Origin of the sequence: Terrabacter sp. C0L_2, from assembly GCF_036352015.1 — a bacterium.
In the GTDB taxonomy this organism is placed as follows: domain Bacteria; phylum Actinomycetota; class Actinomycetes; order Actinomycetales; family Dermatophilaceae; genus Terrabacter; species Terrabacter tumescens.
In genome coordinates this window covers 2023344-2046885 of record NZ_CP143557.1, presented here as the reverse complement: position 1 = coordinate 2046885, position 23542 = coordinate 2023344, and the positions used below count along the sequence as shown (strand labels likewise).

General features: G+C 72.6%; 21 protein-coding genes. 9 read left to right on the top strand and 12 right to left on the bottom strand.

All coding sequences use genetic code 11. The features are described from left to right. Positions 1-24 precede the first annotated feature (24 nt). A complete protein-coding gene (locus U5C87_RS09510; RefSeq protein WP_330476335.1) occupies positions 25-966 on the bottom strand; it encodes an aldose 1-epimerase family protein in 942 nt (313 codons plus the stop codon). Between the two features lie 91 nt (positions 967-1057). On the opposite strand from U5C87_RS09510, the gene U5C87_RS09505 reads away from it, so the two are divergent. Continuing rightward, entirely contained in the window at positions 1058-3475 is a 2418-nt protein-coding gene (locus U5C87_RS09505) for a helicase-associated domain-containing protein (protein ID WP_330476334.1), read from the top strand. Between the two features lie 6 nt (positions 3476-3481). Next, entirely contained in the window at positions 3482-3856 is a 375-nt protein-coding gene (locus tag U5C87_RS09500) for a DNA polymerase ligase N-terminal domain-containing protein (protein ID WP_330476333.1), read from the top strand. A gap of 81 nt (positions 3857-3937) precedes the next feature. Here U5C87_RS09500 and U5C87_RS09495 read toward each other — a convergent pair whose 3' ends face one another. Beyond that, a complete protein-coding gene (locus tag U5C87_RS09495; protein ID WP_330476332.1) occupies positions 3938-4870 on the bottom strand; it encodes a hydroxymethylglutaryl-CoA lyase in 933 nt (310 codons plus the stop codon). A 113-nt stretch (positions 4871-4983) separates the two neighbouring features. Between U5C87_RS09495 and U5C87_RS09490 the strand changes: the two genes are divergently transcribed. Further along, positions 4984-6636, top strand: coding sequence for a DNA repair helicase XPB (locus U5C87_RS09490; RefSeq protein WP_330476331.1), 1653 nt, complete (start codon positions 4984-4986; stop codon positions 6634-6636). Between the two features lie 3 nt (positions 6637-6639). On the opposite strand, the gene U5C87_RS09485 is transcribed toward U5C87_RS09490, so the two are convergent. Then, positions 6640-7407, bottom strand: a complete 768-nt coding sequence (locus tag U5C87_RS09485; RefSeq protein WP_330476330.1) for a sulfite exporter TauE/SafE family protein — start codon at positions 7405-7407, stop codon at positions 6640-6642. 97 nt (positions 7408-7504) lie between these two features. Between U5C87_RS09485 and U5C87_RS09480 the strand changes: the two genes are divergently transcribed. The 3 genes from U5C87_RS09480 to U5C87_RS09470 all read left to right on the top strand — a co-directional run bounded on the left by U5C87_RS09480 (position 7505) and on the right by U5C87_RS09470 (position 11098). Next, positions 7505-8227, top strand: a complete 723-nt coding sequence (locus tag U5C87_RS09480; RefSeq protein ID WP_330476329.1) for a response regulator transcription factor — start codon at positions 7505-7507, stop codon at positions 8225-8227. A gap of 13 nt (positions 8228-8240) precedes the next feature. Beyond that, the gene (locus U5C87_RS09475) at positions 8241-9755 is read left to right on the top strand and encodes a sensor histidine kinase (RefSeq protein ID WP_330476328.1); all 1515 of its coding nucleotides are present in this window, start codon (positions 8241-8243) and stop codon (positions 9753-9755) included. Between the two features lie 68 nt (positions 9756-9823). After that, entirely contained in the window at positions 9824-11098 is a 1275-nt protein-coding gene (locus tag U5C87_RS09470; RefSeq protein ID WP_330476327.1) for a S1C family serine protease, read from the top strand. 183 nt (positions 11099-11281) lie between these two features. Here U5C87_RS09470 and U5C87_RS09465 read toward each other — a convergent pair whose 3' ends face one another. The 4 genes from U5C87_RS09465 to U5C87_RS09450 are packed head-to-tail and all read right to left on the bottom strand — an operon-like array spanning position 11282 to position 14367. After that, positions 11282-11887 (bottom strand): hypothetical protein, encoded by a 606-nt coding sequence (locus U5C87_RS09465; RefSeq protein ID WP_330476326.1) that lies wholly within the window; start codon positions 11885-11887, stop codon positions 11282-11284. Next, positions 11884-13158 (bottom strand): DUF7224 domain-containing protein, encoded by a 1275-nt coding sequence (locus tag U5C87_RS09460; protein ID WP_330476325.1) that lies wholly within the window; start codon positions 13156-13158, stop codon positions 11884-11886. Before U5C87_RS09460 ends, U5C87_RS09465 begins: the two co-directional genes overlap by 4 nt. Beyond that, a complete protein-coding gene (locus U5C87_RS09455) occupies positions 13155-13907 on the bottom strand; it encodes an ATP-binding cassette domain-containing protein (protein ID WP_330476324.1) in 753 nt (250 codons plus the stop codon). Before U5C87_RS09455 ends, U5C87_RS09460 begins: the two co-directional genes overlap by 4 nt. 28 nt (positions 13908-13935) lie before the next feature. Beyond that, a complete protein-coding gene (locus U5C87_RS09450; protein ID WP_330476323.1) occupies positions 13936-14367 on the bottom strand; it encodes a hypothetical protein in 432 nt (143 codons plus the stop codon). Between the two features lie 140 nt (positions 14368-14507). Between U5C87_RS09450 and U5C87_RS09445 the strand changes: the two genes are divergently transcribed. After that, positions 14508-16028: an SDR family NAD(P)-dependent oxidoreductase gene (locus tag U5C87_RS09445; RefSeq protein WP_330476322.1), complete on the top strand. Its 1521-nt coding sequence runs from the start codon at positions 14508-14510 to the stop codon at positions 16026-16028. Here U5C87_RS09445 and U5C87_RS09440 read toward each other — a convergent pair. After that, on the bottom strand, positions 16000-16752 hold the full coding sequence (locus U5C87_RS09440) for a hypothetical protein (protein ID WP_330476321.1): 753 nt from the start codon (positions 16750-16752) through the stop codon (positions 16000-16002). The two genes, U5C87_RS09445 and U5C87_RS09440, sit on opposite strands and share 29 nt — an antisense overlap. Positions 16753-16881: 129 nt before the next feature. Here U5C87_RS09440 and U5C87_RS09435 point away from each other — a divergent pair, with 129 nt between their 5' ends. Continuing rightward, entirely contained in the window at positions 16882-17697 is an 816-nt protein-coding gene (locus tag U5C87_RS09435; protein WP_330476320.1) for a nucleotidyltransferase domain-containing protein, read from the top strand. Positions 17698-17809: 112 nt separating this feature from the next. On the opposite strand, the gene U5C87_RS09430 is transcribed toward U5C87_RS09435, so the two are convergent. The 4 genes from U5C87_RS09430 to htpX all read right to left on the bottom strand — a co-directional run bounded on the left by U5C87_RS09430 (position 17810) and on the right by htpX (position 22650). Continuing rightward, positions 17810-18352 (bottom strand): GNAT family N-acetyltransferase, encoded by a 543-nt coding sequence (locus U5C87_RS09430; protein WP_330476319.1) that lies wholly within the window; start codon positions 18350-18352, stop codon positions 17810-17812. After that, on the bottom strand, positions 18349-19200 hold the full coding sequence (locus U5C87_RS09425; protein WP_330476318.1) for a hypothetical protein: 852 nt from the start codon (positions 19198-19200) through the stop codon (positions 18349-18351). The genes U5C87_RS09430 and U5C87_RS09425 overlap by 4 nt, the downstream gene beginning before the upstream one ends. A gap of 5 nt (positions 19201-19205) precedes the next feature. Continuing rightward, positions 19206-21704: an aminopeptidase N gene (gene pepN, locus U5C87_RS09420; protein WP_330476317.1), complete on the bottom strand. Its 2499-nt coding sequence runs from the start codon at positions 21702-21704 to the stop codon at positions 19206-19208. A 70-nt stretch (positions 21705-21774) separates the two neighbouring features. Further along, positions 21775-22650 carry a zinc metalloprotease HtpX gene (htpX, locus tag U5C87_RS09415; protein WP_330476316.1) on the bottom strand — a complete coding sequence of 292 codons (876 nt, stop codon included), beginning with the start codon at positions 22648-22650 and terminating at the stop codon, positions 21775-21777. Positions 22651-22846: 196 nt separating this feature from the next. Between htpX and U5C87_RS09410 the strand changes: the two genes are divergently transcribed. Beyond that, positions 22847-23446: a hypothetical protein gene (locus U5C87_RS09410; protein WP_330476315.1), complete on the top strand. Its 600-nt coding sequence runs from the start codon at positions 22847-22849 to the stop codon at positions 23444-23446. Positions 23447-23542: the final 96 nt, after the last annotated feature.

Genomic DNA, 23542 nt, shown 5'->3' with positions numbered 1-23542 from the left:
CCGGCGTCGCTGCACCTCCGCTGCTCAGGCCGGGGAGATGCCCCAGACGCCGGACCACTCCTCGCCCGGCGCGAGCACGACGAGGGCGTCGCCGGAGTTGAAGGCGTCGGCAGGGCAGCTCATCGGCTCGACGGCGATGCCGACCTCACCCTTGCGGTCCTCGGCGATGGCGGTGAAGACCTGCAGCCACGGGAAGGACTCGTCGGCCCAGAGGGTCGTCGCGCGGTCGGCCGCCGACACGGTGCAGCGCCACATGCCGTCCTCGTCGCGCAGGACGTCGGTGTAGGCGGTGTCGAGGCGCGCGCCGTCGACGGCGTGGGCGCTGCGGAAGTCGTAGTCACCGCCGTCGACCGGGTGGGTCGCGGCCGGCAGCAGCCGCTCGTCGACCTCGACCCACGTCTCGGCCGGGATGCGCAGCCGCACGTCGGTCAGCTGCGTGTCGCCGATGGCGAGGTAGGGGTGGGCGCCGTAGCCGAAGGGCGCGGCGGACGGTCCGACGTTGCGGGCCGCGGTCGTCACGACGAGCCCGGAGTCGTCGAGCAGGTAGGTGGTGCGCAGGTCGAGGAAGTGGTCCCAGCCGGGCTGCGGGTGCAGGCGGTAGCCGACGGTCACGCGGTCGTCCTCGAGCTCGACGAGCTCCCAGAGCGCCCAGCGGACGAGGCCGTGGCTGGCGTTGCTGCGCGGGACCTCGGTGACCGACAGCTGGTGCTCGGTGCCGTCGAAGGTGTAGCGGCCGTCGCGGATCCGATTGGGCCAGGGCATGAGCTGCTGCCCGCGACCGGACGCGCAGGCCTCGTCGGCGGCATAGCCCGCGACGAGGTCGACGCCGTCGCGGGTCAGGGTCCGCAGTCCCCCGCCGACCTCGACGACGGTGGCCTCGAACGGGCCGTGGCCGATGGTCCACTGCTCCCCGGTCGGGTGCGCCGGCACGGGCTCGGCGGGTGACACGGGTGAGAGCGCGCTCATGGGGGCAACGCTAGCGGCCAGCGCACGGGCCCGAGGCCACCCCACGGCATACGGACGCGGAACGGCCGGCGACGGGCAGTAGGTTGGGAGGATGGCCACCCCGAGCCGGAGCCTCGCCGACGACATCCGCGGTCGCAGCGACGCAGAGCTCATCGACCTCGTGCTCGCGCGCCCGGATCTCGCGCGCCCGGCTCCGGCCGACCTCACCGGTCTCGCGGCCCGCGCCGGCACCCGCGCCAGCGTCCAGCGCGCCGTCGAGGCGCTCGACCGCGGCCACCTCCAGGTGCTCGAGGCCGTCGTCGTGGCCGGCGACGCGGCCGACCGCAGCGACCTGCTGCGCCTGCTCGGCACCGATGACCGCGCGACGGTCGAGACGATCGTGCAGGACCTCTGGCGCTCGGCCCTGCTCTGGAAGGGCGCCGACGGCTACCACGTCGTGCGCACGGTGCCCGAGGTGCTCGGCACGTCGGTCGCCGGGCTCGGCGCCCCGATGCGCGAGCTGCGTCCGTCGGCACCGCCCGAGCAGGCCGACCCCGAGCTCATCCGCGCCACCGTGGCGCAGGCTCCCGACGACTCGCGGGCCATGCTCGAGCGCATGACGTGGGGGCCGGCGTTCGGCGTGCTGCCCGCCGCGCAGCCGGGGCGCACGACCGCACGCTGGCTGCTCGAGCACCACCTCCTCGTGCCGGTGTCGACCGACCGTGTGGCGATGCCCCGCGAGGTGGGTCTCGTGCTGCGCGACGGACGCCTGCACCGGTCCGTCGAGCTGACCCCTCCCGCGATCGAGGCGCGCTCGGTCTCCCTCGTCGACGCGGCCGCGGGCGGCGCCGCGAGCGAGTGCCTGACCCACGTCGACGAGCTCGCCGCCACCTGGGGGGCCGAGCCGCCCCGCGTGCTGCGCGCCGGCGGCCTGTCGGTCCGCGACCTGCGCATCACGCAGATGGCGCTCGACCTCGAGCCCGAGCACACCGCCTTCGTCGTCGAGCTGGCGTATGCCGCGGGCCTCGTCGCCGACGACGGCGAGGTCGTGCCCGTGTGGGCTCCCACGTCGGAGATCGACGAGTGGAGCTCGAGCGAGGCCGGGCACCGGTGGGCCGCGCTGGCCCTGGCCTGGTTCGCCTCGACCCGCGCGCCGCACCTCGTCGGGCGACGCAGCACCGGCACCGGCCCGGCCAACGCGCTCGGTCCCGACGTGCAGTGGCCCGCGATCCGTGCGATTCGGCGCGAGGTGCTGCGCGAGCTCGCCTCGCTCGAGCCAGGATCGGCGCCCGACCACGCCTCGCTGCGCGAACGCCTCGCGTGGCGGCGGCCCAACCGGTCCGCTGCCGTGCTCGACGAGGCCGTCGAGGCCGTGCTGCGCGAGGCGGAGTGGCTCGGCGTCACCGGCCGCGGCGCCCTGTCCGACGCCGGTCGCCAGCTCGTCGCCCCCCTCGCCCCCCTCGTCCCCCCGGTTCGAGGTGATGGCGACAGCAAGGCGGGTGGCGCGATCACCTCGAACGGCAAGCGCGCCGGGCGCGGTCGAGGTGATGGCGACAGCGGCGCCGGTGCCACGATCACCTCGAACGAGCCGGGGGCGCCGACAGGTGAGGAAGTCGCCGAGAGCGTGGCCGCCGCGATGTCGGCCCACCTGCCCTCGCCGGTCGACCACATCCTCGTCCAGGCCGACCTGACCGCCGTCGCCCCGGGGCCCCTCGTCGGCGGCCTCGGCTCCTTCATGCGCCTCGCGGCCGACGTCGAGTCCCGCGGCGGCGCCACGGTCTACCGGTTCACCCCCGAGTCGGTGCGCCGCGCGCTCGACGCCGGCTGGACCGCTGCCGACTTCACCGAGACGGTGCGCCGGTCGAGCCGCACGCCCGTGCCGCAGCCGCTCGAGTACATCGTGACCGACGTCGCCCGCAAGCACGGCCAGACCCGCATCGGCGGGGCCGCCGCCTACATCCGCTCCGACGACGAGGCCGTGCTCGACACGATGCTCGCCTCGCGCGACCTCGCTCCCCTGCGCCTGCGACGGCTCGCGCCGACCGTCCTCGTGTCGTCGGCCGACCCACGCGTGCTCGTGGAACTGCTGCGCGACAACGGTTTTGCGCCCGTGCACGAGGGGCAGGACGGCACGGTCGTGCACGCCGAGACCCCGCGCCGACGGGCCGGCTCACGCCGCCGGGGTCCAGGGCCCAACGTCTCACCCGTCGACCGGCCCTACACCCAGTCGCTCGTCGACGGGCTCCGCGCCGCCGAGGCCACCGCCGACCAGCGGCGCACCGAGGACGAGACGCGGGCGGGGCCGCGCATCCAGGCGATGGACCCCGTCGTGACGCTGTCGCTGCTGCGCGACGCCGTCGCCGACCGGCACGGCGTGTGGATCGGCTACTCCGACGGCCACGGCGCGACGAGCCGCCACCTCATCCACCCCCAGAAGGTCGAGGGCGGGCGCGTGCGCGCCACCGACGAGTCCGGCCACGAGAAGTCCTTCTCGGTGCACCGCATCACCGGCGCGACGCTCGAGGGCTGAGCGGCCTTGGGAGGCAAGGGATCCCGCGAAGGGCACCAGCCGGCATACGTGCTCCACGACCATCGGAAGCCTCGACCGCACTTCGACCTGCGGCTCGAGGAGGCCGGTGTGCTGCGCTCGTGGGCGGTGCCCAAGGGGCTGCCGACGTCGAGCCGTCACGACCGGCTCGCGGTCGCGGTCGACGACCACGCGATGGACCACCTCGGCTACACCGACGAGCACAAGTCGGTCGCCGACACCGGCTGGTGGGAGGAGGAGTCACGCGACGACCACCGCATCGTCTTCGTGCTCCACGGCCGGGGTGAGCCGCGGCGCTACGCGCTGATCCGCACCGACCGCGACTGGCTGCTCCACCTCACCAAGGACCAGCCCCCCACCTGACGCGGGCCACTCGGCCGGACCGACACGAGGAGACGCACTCCTGGAGCTGAAAGCCGCGTTCGTTCCAGCCGGTCGGACCGTTCAGGCGCCGGCGAGGGCGCGCACGACGTTGCTCGGCGACGGCCGGCCGAGCTGCCCGGCCATCCACACCGACGTCTCGACGAGCGCGTCGAGGTCGACCCCGGTCTCGACGCCGGCGCCGTGCAGCGCCCAGACGAGGTCCTCGGTGGCGAGGTTGCCGGTGGCCGACTTGGCGTAGGGGCAGCCGCCGAGGCCGCCGGCAGCCGCGTCGACGACGGAGACACCGTCGCGCAGGGCTGCCATGGTGTTGGCGAGCGCCTGCCCGTAGGTGTCGTGGAAGTGCACGGCGACGCGGTCGGTGCCGATGCCCCGGGCGGCGAGCGCCTCGAGCAGCCGGTGCACGTGGCCTGTCGTGCCGACCCCGATCGTGTCGCCGAGGCTCAGCTCGTGGCAGCCGAGGTCCATGAGCCGCTCGGCCGTGTCGACGACCTGCTCGATCGGGACCGGCCCCTCCCACGGGTCGCCGAAGCACATGGAGACGTAGGCGCGCACCCACATGTCGTCGGCCAGCGCGCGCTTCACGACCGGCTCGAACATGGCGTACTGCTCGCTGACCGACCGGTTGAGGTTCTTCTGCGCGAAGGTCTCGGTGGCCGAGCCGAAGATGGCGATCGCGGTCAGGCCCAGCTCCTCGGCGCGGTCGAGGCCGCGCTCGTTGGGCACGAGGGCGGGGCGCCGCCTGCCGAGCCCGTCGGCGCCGAGGGCCGCGAGCACCTCCTCGGCGTCGCCCATCTGCGGCACCCATTTCGCCGGCACGAACGACGTCGTCTCGATGGTGCCGAGCCCGGCGGCCTCGAGCCGGCGGATGAACTCCACCTTGGTGGCGGACGGCACGACGGTCTTCTCGTTCTGCAGGCCGTCGCGCGGACCGACCTCGTAGATCGTCACCTTCGGTGGCAGCCCCGTCGCCGCCTCGACCTGTGGGGATCGCATGCGCCCATACTGTCACCACGCCACACGAGGCCCCTCGCCGCCGGTTCGATGTATCGGCGCGGTCCAGGGGCCGCCGGAATACCTCGACCCACGCTCGGAGTTGTCCCCACACGATGAATGACGGACCCCTGATCGTCCAGAGCGACAAGACCCTCCTCCTCGAGGTCGACCACCCGAGCGCCGAGGCGGCTCGGCGCGCCATCGCGCCGTTCGCCGAGCTCGAGCGCGCCCCCGAGCACGTGCACACCTACCGGATCACCCCCCTCGGCCTGTGGAACGCCCGCGCCGCTGGGCACGACGCCGAGCAGGTCGTCGACGCCCTCATGACGCACAGCAGGTATGCCGTCCCGAACGCCCTGCTCGTCGACGTGGCCGACACGATGGACCGCTACGGCCGCCTGACCCTCGAGAAGGAGGGGCTCGCCGACTCCGAGGAGGGCACCCGGCTCGTGCTGCGCACGACGGACCGCCCGGTGCTCGAGGAGGTGCTGCGGCACAAGAAGATCAAGCCGCTGACGGGCGAGCGTCTCGACGACCTGGCCGTCGTCGTGCACCCGAGCGAGCGCGGCACCCTCAAGCAGGAGCTGCTCAAGATCGGCTGGCCCGCCGAGGACCTCGCCGGCTACGTCGACGGCGAGGCGCACCCGATCGACCTCCAGCAGGACGGCTGGCACCTGCGGCCCTACCAGCAGCACGCCGTCGACGGCTTCTGGCACGGCGGCTCGGGCGTCGTCGTGCTCCCCTGCGGCGCGGGCAAGACGCTCGTCGGCGCGGGCGCGATGGCCGCGGCCAAGGCGACGACGCTCATCCTCGTCACCAACACCGTCAGCGCGCGGCAGTGGAAGGACGAGCTGCTCAAGCGCACCACGCTGACCGAGGACGAGATCGGCGAGTACTCCGGCGCCCGCAAGGAGATCCGTCCCGTCACCATCGCGACCTACCAGGTGCTGACGACGAAGCGGAAGGGCGCCTACGCCCACCTCGACCTGCTCGACGCGCGCGACTGGGGCCTCGTGGTCTACGACGAGGTGCACCTGCTGCCGGCGCCGATCTTCCGCATGACGGCCGACCTGCAGGCGCGCCGCCGGCTCGGCCTGACGGCGACCCTCGTGCGCGAGGACGGCCGCGAGGCCGACGTCTTCAGCCTCATCGGCCCGAAGCGCTTCGACGCGCCGTGGAAGGACATCGAGGCGCAGGGCTACATCGCTCCCGCCGACTGCGTGGAGGTGCGTGTCAGCCTCCCCGAGAGCCAGCGGCTGGCGTATGCCGTCAGCGAGCCCGAGGACCGCTACCGTCTCGCGTCGTGCTCGGACGCCAAGCTGCCCGTCGTCGAGAAGCTCGCGAAGCAGCACGCCGGTGAGCCGACGCTCGTCATCGGGCAGTACCTCGACCAGCTCCACGAGGTGGCCGAGCGGCTCGGCGCCGAGGTGATCACCGGCGAGACGACGGTCAAGGAGCGCCAGCGCCTCTACGACGCGTTCCGCACCGGCGAGGTCACGACGCTCGTGGTCAGCAAGGTCGCGAACTTCTCCATCGACCTGCCCGAGGCCAGCGTCGCGATCCAGATCAGCGGCACGTTCGGCTCGCGCCAGGAGGAGGCCCAGCGCCTCGGCCGCGTGCTGCGCCCCAAGGGCGACGGACGGACCGCGCACTTCTACACGATCGTGTCGCGCGACACGGTCGACGCGGATTTCGCCGCGCACCGTCAGCGCTTCCTCGCCGAGCAGGGCTACGCGTACCGGATCGTCGACGCCGACGACCTCTGAGGCTCAGCTGCGCAGGGCCTCGGTCCCGACGACGACGGCGAGCACGACGAGGAAGACGGCGAAGGCCCGGAGCAGCACCGCCCCGCGGGCCCGACCCGCGAGGCGGTTGCCGGCCCAGGTGCCGGCGCCCGTCGCGGCGGCGAAGACCGTCACGAGGCCCCAGGGCAGGCCCGGCACCCCGCCGCCGAGCAGTCGGGTGGCGAGCGCCGCGGCGGCGTTGACGGCGATGACGACGAGGCTCGTCGACGTCGCGACGAGCGCCGGCAGCCGCATGACGACCGCCAGCGCCGGCACCGTCACGAACCCACCGCCGACGCCGAAGAAGCCGGTGAGCGTGCCGACCCCGAACGCCGTCGGCACGAGCTGCGTCAGCGACACCTCGTCGGAGCGTCGCGCCGCCGTCTCGTCCCGTCGGGCATGGCGCCACGTGATGGCCCCGACGACGGCGAGCAGCACCGCGAAACCGGCCATGAGCACGCGCGGGTCGGCCAGGACCGAGAGCCGCGCCCCGAGCACCGACCCGCCGAGGCCCAGCCCGCCGAAGACGAGGCCGGTGCGCCAGTCGACGCGTCCCTCGCCGCGCATCGAGACCAGGCCCACCACCGCGCCGAAGAGCACGACGACGAGCGAGATGGTCGTCGCCTCGCGGATCGGCTGGTCGAGCAGGTAGACGAGGACGGGCACCGCGATCACGGCGCCGCCCCCGCCGAGCGCGCCCATGACGAGGCCGACGACGAGGCCGAGGACGGCGGGCAGCAGCAGGGAGGTCATCGCCGCACACGGTAGGGCACCGACCGCCGCCCCATCGAGGCCGGCGGATCCGACGAACTCCCAGCGAACTCCCAGCAAACGTGTCGACACTGTTCTCGTGGACACCCAGACTGCCCCGACCGCAGAGGCCCGGCTGCTCGTCGTCGAGGACGAGCCGAACATCCGTGAGCTGCTCGCGACATCGCTGCGCTTCGCCGGCTTCGAGGTCGAGACGGCCGGTGACGGCACGACCGCCCTCGCCATGGCCGCCGAGTCCGAGCCCGACCTCGTCGTGCTCGACGTCATGCTGCCCGACGTCGACGGCTTCGAGGTGACGCGGCGCCTGCGCGACCGCGGCCGCCAGCAGCCCATCGTCTTCGTCACCGCACGCGACGCGACGGGCGACAAGATCCAGGGCCTCACCGTGGGCGGCGACGACTACGTGACCAAGCCGTTCAGCCTCGAGGAGGTCATCGCCCGGATCCGCGCCGTGCTGCGCCGCACGCGCGGCCAGGCCGACGACGGTGCCACCCTGCGCTTCCACGACCTCGAGCTCAACGAGGACTCCCACGAGGTGCGCCGCGGGGGCCGCGTCATCGACCTCTCCCCCACCGAGTTCAAGCTGCTGCGCTACCTGCTCCTCAACCCCAACCGGGTCCTGTCGAAGCTGCAGATCCTCGACCACGTGTGGGACTACGACTTCCGCGGCGAGTCCGGGATCGTCGAGTCCTACATCTCCTACCTGCGGCGCAAGATCGACGCCGACGGGCCCTCGCTCATCCACACCAAGCGCGGCGTGGGTTACGTTCTCCGCGTGCCCCCTGAGCTGACCACGACCTGACGCGGTGGTCGACGTGACCGCCGAGCCGACCGCCCCACCGGGCCGCCGGGAGCGTCCGCTGTCCCGCCTGCGCACCATGCCGCTGCGCTGGCGACTGCTCGCCGTCACCCTCGGGCTCATCGCCGTGGCGCTCGCCGTCACCTCGCTCGTCGTCGGCGCCCTGCTGCGCGTCTACCTGGTCAACCAGACGGAGAAGGAGCTCCAGGTCTACGCCGCGAGCCTGGCATCCATCGATCCCGCCGAGCTCGCCGAGGCCGGCCCTCAGCTGCCCACCGGCTTCACGACCCGCGTCATCGACGTGCGCACCGGCAAGGCCGACTCGCTCGGTGAGGCCGTCACAGAGACCAACGCGGCCAAGCTGCCCACCCTGACGGTCAACGACCCCAGGGTGACCAAGCGGACCACCTTCCAGATCGGGTCCGTCGAGGGCGACGCCCAGTGGCTCGCCCTCGCCCAGCTCAACGAGACGCGCAACGAGATCTACGTCCTGGCCCTGCCGCTCACACCCCTCGACCGGACGGTCAACCAGTTCCTGCTCTACGCCGCGGGCATCGGGGCCATCACCCTCATCATCACGGCGGTGCTCGGCTGGTACCTCGTGCGCCGTACCTTCCGGCCATTGACCCAGATCGAGGACACCGCGGCCCAGATCGCGGTGGGGGACCTGACCCAGCGCGTCGAGGTGCCCGACACCGACGACGAGGTCGCCTCGCTGTCCCGGTCGCTCAACGCCATGCTCGCCCGCATCGAGCAGAGCTTCGCCGTCCGGGAGGCCAACGAGGCCCGGATGCGCCGCTTCATCGCCGACGCCTCGCACGAGCTGCGCACTCCGCTGGCCGCCGTCGGCGGCTACGCCGAGCTCTACCGGCAGGGCGCTCTCCCGTCGGCCGACGCCGTGACCGGGGCCATGGGCCGCATCGAGTCCGAGGCGCACCGGATGAGCGGGCTCGTCGAGGACCTGCTCACCCTGGCCCGCCTCGACGGTGAGCGCCCGCTCGAGCTGCAGCCCGTCGACCTCGCCGTGCTGGCCGCCGACGCGGCCCAGGACGCGCGCACCATCGCGCCGGACCGGCACATCGTCGCCACGGGCATCGACGGCCCCATCGAGCCGACCGAGCTGCAGGCCGACGAGCGGCAGCTGCGCCAGGTCGTGACCAACCTCGTCACCAACGCGCGGGTCCACACCCCCGCCGGCACGCCGATCGAGATCCTCGTCGGTCGGGTCGACACCGGGCACGTCGCACTCCACGTGCGCGACCACGGACACGGCATACCTCCCGGTGAGCGGGCGGACGTCTTCGAGCGCTTCTACCGCGCTGACCGCTCGCGCAGCCGCGGCAGCGGCGGCGGCAACGGCCTCGGCCTCGCCATCGTGCACGCGATCGTCGAGGCGCACGACGGACACGTCAGCGTCCGCGAGACCCCCGGTGGTGGAGCGACGTTCGTCCTCGAGCTCCCCGCCCCCGAGCCCCGGGCCCCGGACGAGAGCCGCCTGCACGGCGCGGCGCAAGGCACAGCCGATTCCTAGGAAGGCCACAACCCCCGCCAAAGCTGGGTAGGTCTGATGGAGGCAACAGACCAGAGCGAGGAGGAGCCATGACCTTGGCACCTGAGGACCACACCCAGCAGATCCCGCAGGGCGGCTACTACAGCCAGTCCGCACCGCCCGCGCCCCCGGCCCCGCCGACGCCGCCGCTGGGCGAGGGCAGCCGCCCCGCCCCGAAGCGCGACCGCCGAGTCGGGCAGACCGCCGTCACCGCGCTGCTGGCCGCCGTCCTCGCGAGCGGGGGGACGTATGCCGTCACCCAGCTCGGTGACAACGGCACCTCCTCGACGCCCACCGCCACGGCGACGACGAACTCCAACCAGAACAGCTCGCCCACCGTCGTGCAGGGCAACGTCTCCGCGCCCGACTGGAGCGCCGTCGCCGCCGCGGTCTCCCCCAGCGTCGTCAGCATCGACGTCACGACCCAGCAGGGCTCCGGGGCCGGCTCCGGCGTCGTCTTCGACAAGAGCGGCCACATCCTCACCAACAACCACGTGGTGGGTGATGCCGCGGGCAACGGCGCGATCACCGTGACCCTGAGTGACGGCCGCACCTTCGGCGCGACCATCGTCGGCACCGACGCCTCGACCGACCTCGCCGTCATCAAGCTGACCAACGGCCCGTCCGACCTCACCCCGATCAGCCTCGGCGACTCCGAGGCGCTCAAGGTCGGCGACCCGGCCATGGCCGTCGGCAACCCGCTCGGGCTGTCGGGCACCGTGACGACCGGCATCATCTCGGCCCTCAACCGCCCCGTCAGCACCGGCACGTCGAGCGAGTCCCCCTTCGGGCAGCAGCAGTCCTCCGGTGACGAGGTGGTGACGAACGCCATCCAGACGTCGGCCGCGATCAACCCCGGCAACTCCGGTGGCGCCCTCGTCAACGGCAAGGGCGAGCTCATCGGCATCAACAGCTCGATCGCCTCGCTCGGCCAGAGCCAGGGCAGCCAGAGCGGCAACATCGGCATCGGCTTCGCCATCCCCGTCAAGGAGGCCAAGTCCATCGCCGACCAGCTGATCAGGAGCGGCAAGGCCGAGCACGCCTTCCTCGGCGTCAGCACCCGCGACACGGTCGTCACCGACGGCAGCGCAAAGCGCGCCGGCGCCCAGGTCGTCTCCGTGAGCAGCGGGACGCCCGCCGCCAACGCCGGCATCAAGAACGGCGACGTCATCATCGCCGTCGACGGCCAGCGGGTCGACTCCGCCACGGCCCTCGTCGCCCAGATCCGCGAGATGACCGCCGGCGACAAGACCAAGCTGACGATCATCCGCAGCGGTGCACGTCAGGACGTCGAGGTCACGCTCGCCGTCAAGCCGGCCAGCTGAGCCGACCGGCCCCCTCCACTTCGCACCGGGACACGGACAGGGTCACCACACCCTGGACGTGACCCGGGCGAGGCCAACGTCTCCCGATCGCGTATGCCGTCCGCCCCGCTCCGTCCCCGCCACCACGCTCCCGGTGGCTGGGACGGGAGCCGGCCGGACGGCATACGTCATGAGGGCCCTGCTTCACGAGCCGTGCCGGTGAGCGGCACGCCCCGTGCCGAGCCACGTCCCCGTCACGGCGAGCGCCGCTGCCACGCCCGCCGCCCACGCGGAGGAGGGAGCGGCGAGCAGCCAGGCCCAGGGCTCGGGATCGGCGCGGTCGCCCAGCACGAACGTCGCCAGCGCCACGACCACGACGACGAGCAGGGCGTGGCGGGGTGCGCGCCACCGCCGCAGCAGCATCGCGAGGCCGGTCGTACCGACGAGGTTGCGTGCGGAGGCCACGAGCAGAAGGTTGTCCGTGAGACCGGCCGCGAGGAGCAGGACTGCTGACGCGACGACCAGCAGTCCGACCAGCACCGCGACCGTGACGAGCCGCAGGGGCCTGGCGCTCGCCACCTCCTCGTCCGGGCAGGCGCTCACCGAGGTGCCGACCACGAGCAGCGCCGTCAGGACGGGCAGGGCGAGTGCGGCGGGCAGCCCGAGACCCGAGGCCGTGGCCGACAGCCCCCGCGAGCCCAGCGTGGGCAACGGCGCGAGTGCGTCGACGAGCACGCACGTCGCGGCCACCGTGAGGACCGCCAGCGCGGTGAGGAGCGGGAGGCGGCGGGACCGGGCGAACCACGTCATGGGTCGGGGACAGGCGTCGTCGCCGTGCAGGACCGCAGGGCCGCCGTGGTCGCCGAGACCCACCGACGACGGTCGTCCGGCGCCAGAGCGTCGAGCGGGGACGCCGAGCCCGGCTCGGCGCCGCCCGACCCTGCGGCCGAGAGGTGTCGGCTCCACCAGTCCCTCAGCAGGAGGACGTCGTCGACGTCGGTCGTCGAGGCCTGACGGACGGGCAGCCCGTCGGGAGTGAGGCATTCGCCGGTGTCTGGCACGAGCGCCCGTACGACGTCCTCCGTGCGGGTGCGCAGGTCCGACGTGAGCCTGAGGTAGAGACGGGCGGCGGTCGCGTCCTCGGACCTCGACTCCGTGAAGACGGTGGTGGGCTCGAGCCCCGCCGCTGCCTCGGTCCGTGCCACGGCGTCGAGCAGCGGGAGGTAGTGCGCAAGGGCCGGGCGGTGCTCGGGCCAGACGCACGCCTGCACGCCGGGTCGGGCCTCCGCGCACTCCGGGCCGCCCGGCCTGTCCGACACGGGATCCGGCCCCATCCCAAGGACCGCGCCGGCGCCGGCCACCACACCGACGACCAGGCACACCAAGGCCACGACCGCGACGCGTACACGCTCTGGCGCGCGTCCGGTTGCGCGCGCCGGCAACGTCGCGATGCCGACCGCGCACGCCGAAACCCCAGCGGAGACAGCGATGCTCGCGATGACGACCCTGAAGTCCACGCCTTGGTCGATGCGGCAGCACCCACCGGACGAGAGTCCGACGAGATGACGGACCCACAGGGGCTCGATCGCCGCCGGGAAGCCGAGCGACACGTAGACGAGGACGACGGCCAGGGACGCGGCCAACCAGCCCACGACGCGCCGACCGACAGCGACGCCGACGCAGACGACAGCCACGAGGAGGAAGCCCTGGGCCACGACGACGGACCAGCCCGGCCAGCCGAGCGCCCCGTCGCGCAGCTGGCTCCACCAGATCGTGATCGCGACGGCGACCAGCGCCGATCCTGCGATCGGGCCTACCACGTCGGCCACGACGCGAAGGCGCCCGCGGACGAGCGGTAGGTCGAAGGCACCGGAAGCACGCAGGCGCGACGCTGCGAGAGCGCCCGCAGCCGCCGCGAGGCCGTAGGTCAGGGCGGTGGACTCGAGGGCCTTGACGGCCGACGAGAGGGGGTAGCCGTCGGTGCCGACGCGGGTCGTGGAGACGAACCAGACCCCGAGGCCGGTCATCGCAGGGACGAGCCACCACGCCCCGACGAACCACAGCCTGGCGCGGAGCGTCACGAGCCGTCCCCCACCGTCGCTCCGGCGGTCACCCGGCGGTAGGCGACCTCCGCACGCCGCGGCTCGTCGTCATCGGCGACGGCGAGGAACGCGGCCATCGTGTCGACGAACCGGATCTGTCCGTCGACGAGCACGGCGACGTGGTCGTAGGACTCGGACAGGTCGTCGACCTGGTGCGTCGAGACGACGACGTCACAGCCGACGAGGACGCTGTCGAGCAGGGCACGGAACCGCTCGCGTTGCGCCGGGTCGAGTCCTGCCGTCGGCTCGTCGAGCAGCAGCTGCGGCGGACGGTGGACGACGGCCGAGGCGAGGCCGACGCGTCGGAGCTGGCCGCCCGACACCTGGTGGACCGGGGTGTCACGCTTGTCGGCCAGGTCGACGAGCTTGAGCGCCTCCAGAGCCCGCTCCGACGCCTCCGCGCGTCCGAGCCCACGCAGCCACCCGGCATACGCCACCTGTTCGACGACCCGGAGGCCGGGGATCGGTCGGACGGTCTGTGGCATCCACCCGACGCCGCGGGAGTAGTCGCGGACGCGCCGCCGTGAGGGGCCGAACTGCAGGCCCGACACCTCGACGTGGCCGCGACGCGGCAGCAGGACGCCGGCCGCGACCCCGAGCAGGGTGGACTTGCCGGCACCGTTCGGCCCGAGCAGGACGGTGCGGCCCGCGGGGACCGCCCACGTCAGGTCGTCGAGGACCGGGCGCCCCCGCCTGCGGTACCCGAAGGTGACCGAAGCAAGGTTCATGGAGTCGTCGCCGCGGTGGCCGGCGCTGTCAGAACCCGATCCGAACCGGGTTGGCGCTCAGCCGACAGCTCAGCACGCAGGCGACGCCGCTCTGGTTCCAGATCGAGGCCGTCTCGAAGTAGTACGTGTCCGAGCTCGGCGTGGACCAGCTCTGGGTGACGCCGTTGTAGCAGTAGTACGTGCGGTCACCGCGGGTCTCGTCGGGCAGGGCTCCGCGCTGACGCCACAGAGTGACCACGGTGTAGCTGAATGTGTAGGAGGAGTTCGTCGTGCGGCAGTTCTCCAGCCTGATCGAGGTACCGGAGGCCGTGTTCTCGTCGCCCCAGTGGCCCGACGTGGAGTGCCAGGCGTATCCGCCCATGCTGGTGTTGATCGTCGTGGCCAGCGCCGGCACGGCGACCAGACCCATGGTGAGGAATGCGCTGACCAGTGCGGTGACGAGTCGGATCCGCGACGTCATGTGAGCCCCCGTGTGTCGTCCAGAAGTGATGTCGCCGGACGTTACTGGCTCCGGAGGCTCGCCGCGCGCCGAGAGCACGACCGGGGCCGCCTCTCTTCGGCGATTGGGGTGACACGGTGGCCCACGCGTACCCTTGCGCGGTGAGTGAGACCGAGAACGAGCTGGACCCCGCTGCCGTCGTGCACCTCGACCCCGAGGACGTCGCGACCGCGGTCCGGGTGCTCGCCCTCGCGCCCTCGCTCGAGATCGACGACCCGGACTTCGAGACCCTGAAGCGGGCTGCGTCGCTGATGTACAAGCGGCTCAAGAAGGACCGGCGCAACGCCAAGACGTGGGCCGAGCGCAAGGCCGACCGGCAGGTCATCGAGTCGACGGCCACCGGCTCACCGATGCGGATCGACGACGAGACCAAGGGAATCCCGTTGGTCTCCAATGCAACCGGAGCCTTTGCGGGTGAGCTGATCAACCCGCGCGGGTGCTACATCTGCAAGAGCGACTACACCCTCGTCGACGCCTTCTACCACTGGCTCTGCCCCGAGTGCGCCGCCTTCAGCCACGCCAAGCGCGACCAGCGCACCGACCTGACGGGCAAGCGGGCCCTGCTCACCGGCGGCCGCGCCAAGATCGGGATGTACATCGCCCTGCGCCTGCTGCGCGACGGCGCGCACACGACGATCACGACGCGCTTCCCCAAGGACGCGATGCGCCGCTTCGCCTCGATGGAGGACAGCGCCGACTGGATCCACCGGCTCAAGATCGTCGGCATCGACCTGCGCGACCCCACCCAGGTCGTCGCCCTTGCTGACGAGGTCACGGCTGCCGGGCCGCTCGACATCCTCGTCAACAACGCCGCCCAGACGGTGCGCCGCTCCCCCGGCGCCTACAGCAACCTCGTCGAGCTCGAGTCGGCTCCGCTGCCCGACGGCGTGACGCTGCCCGAGATGGTGACCTTCGACCGCATCAGCGAGGCGCACCCGGCCTCGATCGCCGGCGCGCTGGGCGGCCACGCCGTCGCCCACCACGACGGCGAGTCGGTCGAGCACGCCATCGCCGCGCAGACCGCCGCGTCGATGACCGCCCTCGCCCTGTCGGCCGGCCACGCCAGCCTCGAGGCGCACCGGGCCGGGACCGCGGTCGACGCCGGTGGCCTGCTGCCCGACCTCCAGCGCAACAACTCGTGGACCCAGAAGGTCGAGGAGGTCGACCCCCTCGAGCTGCTCGAGGTGCAGCTGTGCAACTCGACGGCCCCCTTCATCCTCGTCTCGCGGCTGCGCCCGGCGATGCGCGCTGCCGTCGCCGCCGGGGCGCGACGGGCCTACGTCGTCAACGTCTCGGCGATGGAGGGCCAGTTCTCCCGCCGTTACAAGGGGCCCGGCCACCCGCACACCAACATGGCCAAGGCCGCGCTCAACATGATGACCCGCACGAGCGCCGGCGAGATGTTCGAGACCGACCGCATCCTCATGACCGCCGTCGACACCGGCTGGATCACCGACGAGCGCCCGCACGACGAGAAGCTGCGCATCGCGGCCGAGGGGTGGCACGCGCCGCTCGACCTCGTCGACGGCGCGGCCCGCGTCTACGACCCCATCGTGCGCGGCGAGGCGGGCGAGGACCTCTACGGCTGCTTCGTCAAGGACTACGAGCCCAGCCCCTGGTGACCCCTGGGGCGTGGCTCGCGGCAGGTCGCGCCGGGTGCCCCGCGCGCACCAGGTCCCAGTCCGACTCGGCCATGACGACGGCGAACCTCGCGCCACGCGGGTAGCTGACCCGAGCCACGACGCACATGTCGCCGCCCCGGCGCAGGACCGTGAGGTCGCCCGCGGCGGCGTCGGCGACCAGCGTCGCCCAGAACGTCTCCGGGTCGCCCAGCACGAGCGGGTGGCTGCGGTTCGAGGTGATGACATCGCCCTCGACGTGCACCGTGAACGAGCGCCGACAGAAGGGCGGGACGTCGGGCACCGGCTTGCTCTCGGGGTCCTTGTAGAGCACGGTGACCGTCACGCGCCCCCCGCGATGGTGCTCGAGGTCGCGCCGCGCCGCACCCTCGCGGCGCAGGTGCCCGCGCCAGAGGTAGAGCAGGCCGGGCGCCTCCGGCGTCGAGGCCAGCCGCGCCGAGGGCGTCGTGAGCACCAGCCGCAGGACCTGACCCGTCCCCGGCCGAGGACGCCCGGCGACACGCAGCCCGTGCACCTCGAGCAGGACGGCCGCGCCGCGCAGGCCCACGAGCAGGACGAGCGCACCTGCGACGACGGCCGTCGCCGCCCCGGGACCGACGAACTGGTAGGACCCCCGGACGCTCCAGAAGGCCAGCGGACCCCACCTCACGAGGGTCGCGAAGGCGCCACGCCACCCGCCGACGGCCGGCGCCGCCCCTGCTCCCATCCGCGCATCGAACCACACCCCAGGACGTACAGGGGACGAACGCGACAGACGGCGGACCGCTGCCGTGGGACCGAGGGCGTATGCCGTGTCGACTCCTCCCAGCCCACGGTTCGGGTGATGATGGCGCGCATGCGTCACCTCGCCCCCGACATGGACCCCGACGTCGTCGCGCAGATCGACGGACGTCTCGCGGGGGTCTGCGACGAGCACGGGGTCGCGGTCCCGTGGGCCATCGAGAGCGGCAGTCGGGCCTGGGGATTCCCGTCCCCGGACAGCGACTACGACTGCCGCTTCTTCTTCGTCCGCCGCCTGGACGACTACCTCGACCCATGGCCCCCGCGCGACGTCATCGAGACCCCGCTCGATGCCGTGTTCGACGTCAACGGGTGGGACCTCGTCAAGGCCGTCAGGCTCGCTGCCAACGGCAACGCGACGGTCAGCGAGTGGCTGCGATCGCCCCTCGTCTACTCCGGTGACCCCGCCTTCCGCGACGCCCTCGGGGCGGTCTGCGCCGCGCTCGTCGACCCGCACCTCGTCGGTCGCCACTACCTGCACGTCGGCCAGGGGCAGTGGGAGCGCAGCGGGGCCCCGCACGGTGACGAGGTCGTGCTGAAGCGCGTCTTCTATGCCCTGCGTCCCGCGGCGGCGCTGCACTGGATGCGGCTGCACGGCTCCGCCACCCCGCCGATGAACCTCGTGGAGCTGCTCGACGAGGCGCCGCCACCGGAGCAGGTGCGCGAGGCCGTCGACCGGATGGTGGCGGCCAAGGCGGTGACCCGCGAGCTCGGCTCCGGGTCGGTCGACCCCGCGGTCGCCCTTTGGATCACGGACCAGCTCGAGGACGCCCGAGGTCGCTACGACCGTGCCCGTGCGGTGACGGCAGGGCGCCGACACGACGCGGCCGCCGCCTTCCGCGAGCTGGTGCGGGCCTGGGCGCCGAACTGAGCTCCGCGCGCCGCAGGGGCCGGACGGCGCGACGGCCCAGCCACCGGGGGTTCGTGGAGATCTTCCGGCGCCTGGTGCCGGGAAAGCTCCACCAAACAGGTGGCGGCGCCGCTCAGGTCAGGGGCTTGGCGTACCAGACCTCGGCGTAGAAGGCGTCGGAGAAGGCCGGCACCTCGACCCACCCGTGCCGCACGTAGAGCGCCCTGGCCTCCTCGAGGTCCAGGCGGGTGTCGAGGCGCATCGCGGACACGCCCCAGACGCGGGCGATCTCCTCGGCGGTGGCCAGCAGCGCCGACCCGAGCCCGGCCCCGCGGTGCTCAGGCCGCACGTAGAGGCGGCGCAGCTCGGCCACCCGGGCGCCGGTGTCGTCGCGCAGGAGCCTCAGCCCCACGCAGCCTCCCAGCACGGCGCTGTCATCGGCGCGCCGGGCCACGACGAACTCCCCCGTCGGTGGGGCCAGGTCGTCGCTGCGCATCTGCGGGAGGCCGGTCTCGATCTCCTCAGGCGTCGAGTCGCGGCCCTCCCGGTGCTGGTACCACCGGTCGCTGACGTCGACGTAGTAGTCGCGCAGCAACGCCTCGCAGGCCGCGTCGCGCACGTCGGCCAGCTCGATGACCCAGGAACCCTGCCCGGGGACGGCCCTCTCGGACGTCACGTCGCAGGTCCCTGGGCGCCGGTCGACGGCAGCGAGGTGACGGCGACGCCGTCGGCGATGACCTCGGTCATCAGCGCGACGAGGTCGCGACGACGACGGCCCGGGTCGGCGGCATACGTCGACGGCTCGTCGGGGCGCTCGCGCACGCGCAGGGCCTCCTCGACGATCTCGCGGTGCTGCGGGTAGGTCTCCAGAGCCCACCGTCCGGCCCCGGACTTCGACGTCGGACGGCCGGTGACGAGCAGGTGCACGAGACGAGGCGCGCCGAGGGCTCCCCACTCGGCGGCCTGCGGCAGCGACGCCTCGCGCGGGTGGTGCTCCATCGCCTCGAGCTGCGAGCGCCAGTAGGTGTCGAGGTTCTCGAGGGTCGAGGCGTGCAGGGCGGCGTCGTCGCTCCAGATGGCCAGGTCGCGAAGGTCCTTGCCCCACAGGGTGACCCCGTGGTCGCGCAGCTCTCGCCAGGTGATGTGCTTGACGTCGCCGTGGGTGCCGACGTCGAACCACTGGTGCATCACCCCGGGGACGTCCGGCACGACGTCGGGCGAGCCGGCGAGATCGGCCGCCACGACGTAGAAGCCGTCGTAGGCCGGCTCGGCCCGGCGCCGGTCGATCTCGGCGTGCACCCGGCGCAGCACCTCGACGTCGGCGTCGGTCGCCCGCCGGGTCGTCACTGCGACGAAGTCGATGTCGCTGCCGCCGTGGAACTCTCCGCCGAAGCCGAGCGAGCCGTGCAGGTGGAGTCCCTCGACGAGCCCCGGCGCGTGCTCGCCGAGGAGCGCCAGGTGCAGGTCGCACGTGGCACGGACGACGCCGGGCAGCTCGTCGGGGCTCGGGACCGAGGCAGCCACCGCCGTCAGACGGCGGCGCCGAACGTCGCGCGGGACGCGAGGGCCTCGCGCAGCTCGGCGTCGGCGTCGACGAGGGAGCGGTGGACCGCTGGCGTCAGGTCGTCCCGCGCGATCGTCTCGGCGCTGAGGCGTGCCGTCTCGTCGGTGAAGACCCGCGGGAAGGCCACGAGGACGACGCGCGAGAGGGCGTCCTCCCCCACCCACGCCGACATCGCCGGGACGTCGGTGAAGTAGCGCGCGACGTAGTCCTCGACGAGGGCGTCGTCGGGTGCGACCCAGAAGCCGCGGGCGAGGTGGACCATCTCGTAGTTGGAGCGGCCGTTGCGGCCCGTCAGCTGCTCCCACGCCCACGCCTTGGCGTCGGCGTCGGGCAGGCTGGCGCGGCACATGAGCGCGTTGAGGCCGCCCTGGAGCGTGTCGTCCTTGGCACGGAACGCGTCGACGTCGTCGGCGTCGATGAGGCCGCGCGCGGCGAGGTTGCGCACGACGATCCACCGGAAGTCACCGTCGTCCTCGAGACCTGCCGGCAGGCCCTGGCCGTCGGCCCACGACCGCAGCAGCGTCTCGTCGTCGCTCGTGCCCGCCACGAGACGGGCCGCCGCCAGCGACTCGGTCGTGCCGGCGGCCGCCCGCTCGAGCAGACCGACGCCGGCCCGGTTGAGGCGGGCCACCGCCGCGTCCTGCTGGTCGCGCGGGACGAACCACGGCACGACGCGGTGCTCGGCGTAGGCCGCGACCCGCGTCAGGATCGAGGAGTTCGTCTCGTGCGGCCAGGCCGCGTCGAAGACGTCGAGGAACGCCTCGGGCGAGACCGTCGCGCCGTGCACGCCGTCGATGAGCGAGGACCAGACGACGGCCCGGGCCTGCTCGTCGGGGATCTGGCCCAGCTGCGACGGCAGCGCCGCGACCGTCGAGTCCGACAGTCGCACCCGCGCCCACGTCAGGTCCGAGGCGTTCGGGACGAGGACGGCCGGCTCCGGCGTGCCCTCGAGCTCGGCGAGGGCCGTCTCCGGTCCGGTGACCGTCACGGCGACCCGACCGAGCTCGCGCCCGTCGGTCCAGCCGGCCACGTCGAACGCGTGGGGCCGGTCGGCCGGGCGGTCGGCGGGCGACTCGCGGCGCACGACGGCGGACTCGACGACGCCGCCCTGCTCCTCGACATCGACCGAGAGGGTGTCGCGGTCGGCCGTGAGCAGCCACGCGCGCGACCACGCCTCGAGGTCCTTGCCGCTCGCCGTCTCGATGGCGCCGAGGAAGTCGGCGAGCGTGCCGTTGCCGTAGGACTTGTCGGTCAGGTACGCGCGGACCCCGGCGATGAAGCGCTCGTCACCGACGTACGCGATGAGCTGGCGCAGCGTGGCGGCGCCCTTGGCATACGAGATGCCGTCGAAGTTCTGCAGCGCGGACTGCGCGTCGAGGGCCTCGACCCCGGCGACGGGGTGGGTCGACGGGGAGCGCTCGGCGCCGTAGCCCCAGACCTTGCGCACGATCGAGGAGTCGACCCACGCGTCGGTGTACTCGGTGGCGTCGACGAGGCAGCGGTGGCTCATGTACTCGGCGAAGCTCTCGTTGAGCCAGAGGTCGTCCCACCACTTCATCGTGACGATGTCGCCGAACCACATGTGAGACATCTCGTGGCTGACCGTGTTGGCCCGCGTCAGCAGCTCGTCGCGGGTCGCCGCGCCGCGGTAGAGGTACTGGTCGCGGAAGGTGACGCAGCCGGGGTTCTCCATCGCGCCGGCGTTGAACTCCGGGACGAAGACCTGGTGGTACTCCCCGAACGGGTAGCGGATGCCGAAGAGCCCGTGGAAGTAGTCGAACGACCGCTTGGTCACGTCGAAAAGCTCTGCCGCGTGGCGCTCGAGCGGCTCGCGCAGCGACGCCCGGGCGTGCACCCCCAGAGGTATGCCGTCGTGCTCGTCGCGCACGGAGACGTAGGGTCCCGCGCACACCGTCATGAAGTACGTCGCGAGCGGCTTGGTCGTCGCGAGGGTCCACGTGCCGGCACCGACCTGCGAGGCGGCGCCGTTGCCGATGACCGTCCAGTCAAGCGGCGCGTGGACGGTCACGTCGTAGGGCGCCTTGAGGTCGGGTTGGTCGAAGCAGGCGTAGACGCTGGGGGCCGCGTCGAGGAAGAGGTGGCCGTAGACGTAGTCGAGGTCGTCGGCGGGGTCGGTGGCTCGGTGAAGGCCCTGACCGTCGTGGCTGTAGGCCATCGTCGCCGCGACGACGAGCTCGTTGTCGGCTGCGAGGTCCGGCAGGGTCAGGCGGCCGTCGGTGACGGCGTCGGGGTCGAGCGGCGCGCCGTTGAGCGAGACCGTCTCGACGGAGCGGGCCTTGAGGTCCACCCACGTCTCGGCACCCGGCCGGGCGCACGTGAAGCGGACGACCGTGCGCGAGCCGAAGACCTCCGCACCCTGGTCGAGGTCGAGCTCGACGGCATACGACGTGACGGTGATCAGCGAGGATCGCTCGCGGGCTTCGGCCAGGGTGAGACTGCGCATAGGGGCGAGCCTGCCAGATGGAGCGCCCGGCCGTCGCCCGGGATGCCGTACTGCCGCGTCGCGGTCGGGGTCAGCGGTGGAGCGGACCGCCGGCCATGCTCTCGAGGCGCGCGATGCGCTGGTCCATCGGCGGGTGCGTCGAGAGGAAGCGCGTGACGTCCTGCGCCCGGAACGGGCTCGCGATCATCATGTGGCTCGCGTTGACGATGTCCTGCGAGGGGGCGAGCGGTGCGCGGGCCACACCGGACTCGAGCTTGCGCAGCGCCGAGGCGAGGGCGAGGGGGTCGCCGGTCAGCTTGGCGCCGTCCTCGTCGGCGTCGTACTCGCGGGTGCGGCTGATCGCCATCTGGATCATCATCGCGGCGAGCGGTGCGAGCAGGCTCATCGCGAGCAGGGCGAAGGGGTTGGGGCGGTCCTCGTCGGAGCCCCCGCCACCGAACATGCTCGTGAACATCAGCATCTGACCGATCGAGGTGATGACGCCGGCGATGGCGGCCGCGACCGAGCTCGTGAGGATGTCGCGGTTGTAGACGTGCATGAGCTCGTGGCCGAGGACGCCGCGCAGCTCGCGCTCGTCGAGCAGGCCGAGGATGCCCTCGGTGCAGCAGACGGCGGCGTTCTGCGGGTTGCGGCCCGTCGCGAAGGCGTTCGGGGCCTGGGTGGGGCTGATGTAGAGGCGCGGCATCGGCTTGCCTGCGGCCGTGGAGAGCTCGCGGACGATGCGGTACATCGCCGGCGCCTGCGCCTCGGAGACCGGGTATGCGTGCATGGCGCGGATCGCGAGCTTGTCGCTGTTCCAGTAGCCGTAGAAGGTCGTCGCGATGCCGATGAGCGCGAAGACCCAGATGAAGCGCCCGTTACCGACGAGCGCGCCGATGCCGAGCAGGAGGGCCCAGATGCCGCCGAAGAGGGCGGCCGTCTTGAGCCCGTTGAAGTGGTTGTGCATGTCGGGTGAACGACCGGGTCCGGGGTGGTGTTCCCGCTGGGAGTCCTCTGGGAGTCCGCTGGACGTGGCTCCCGGGCCCCGGGATGTGACACACACCTCAAACCGGACTCGTTGAAACGGCAACTCAACTACTACGTGCGGTAGTAGTTTGGCCGTGTTGGGGAAACCGACACCCTTCCGATGAAAGAAGCGAACGATGCGCAAGACACTCGACAAGCTGATCTCGTGGACCGGCCTCATCATGGCCGCCGTGCTCGTGGTCGCCGGCGGACTGCTGATGTACGCGAGCAGCTTCGTCGCCAACAACGTGCACGAGCAGCTGAGCCAGCAGAACATCACGATGCCGGCCGCGGCAGCCCTCGAGACCCAGGCCCAGAAGGACGCGCTCCTGCAGTACGCCGGCCAGCAGATGACGACCGGCGACCAGGCCAAGGCCTTCGCCGACCACTACATCCTCGTCCACATGAACGCCGCATCGAACAACCGCACGTACGAGGAGGTCTCGGGCGAGTTCCTCAAGATGTCGAAGGACCCGAACGCCGACCAGGCCAAGGTCGCCGAGCTGGGCCAGCTGCGCCAGACGCTCTTCATGGGCAACACCCTGCGGGGCCTGCTCCTCAACGCCTACGCCTTCGGCACGATGGGCACCATCGCCTTCTACGCCGCCATCGGCGCCTTCGTGGGAGCCGCTCTCCTGCTGGCCCTCGCCCTGCTCGGCCTGCGCCACGCGAAGACCGCGGAGGACGAGGCGAGGGCCCAGGCCGGCCACGCGAGGACCATCCCGCAGACCGCCTGACCACCGGACCTCGGTCGGCGCCCCCGCCACACGGCGCCACGACCGGACGGAACGGCCCCGGGACCGAGGTCCCGGGGCCGTTCCGTGTCACCGTGC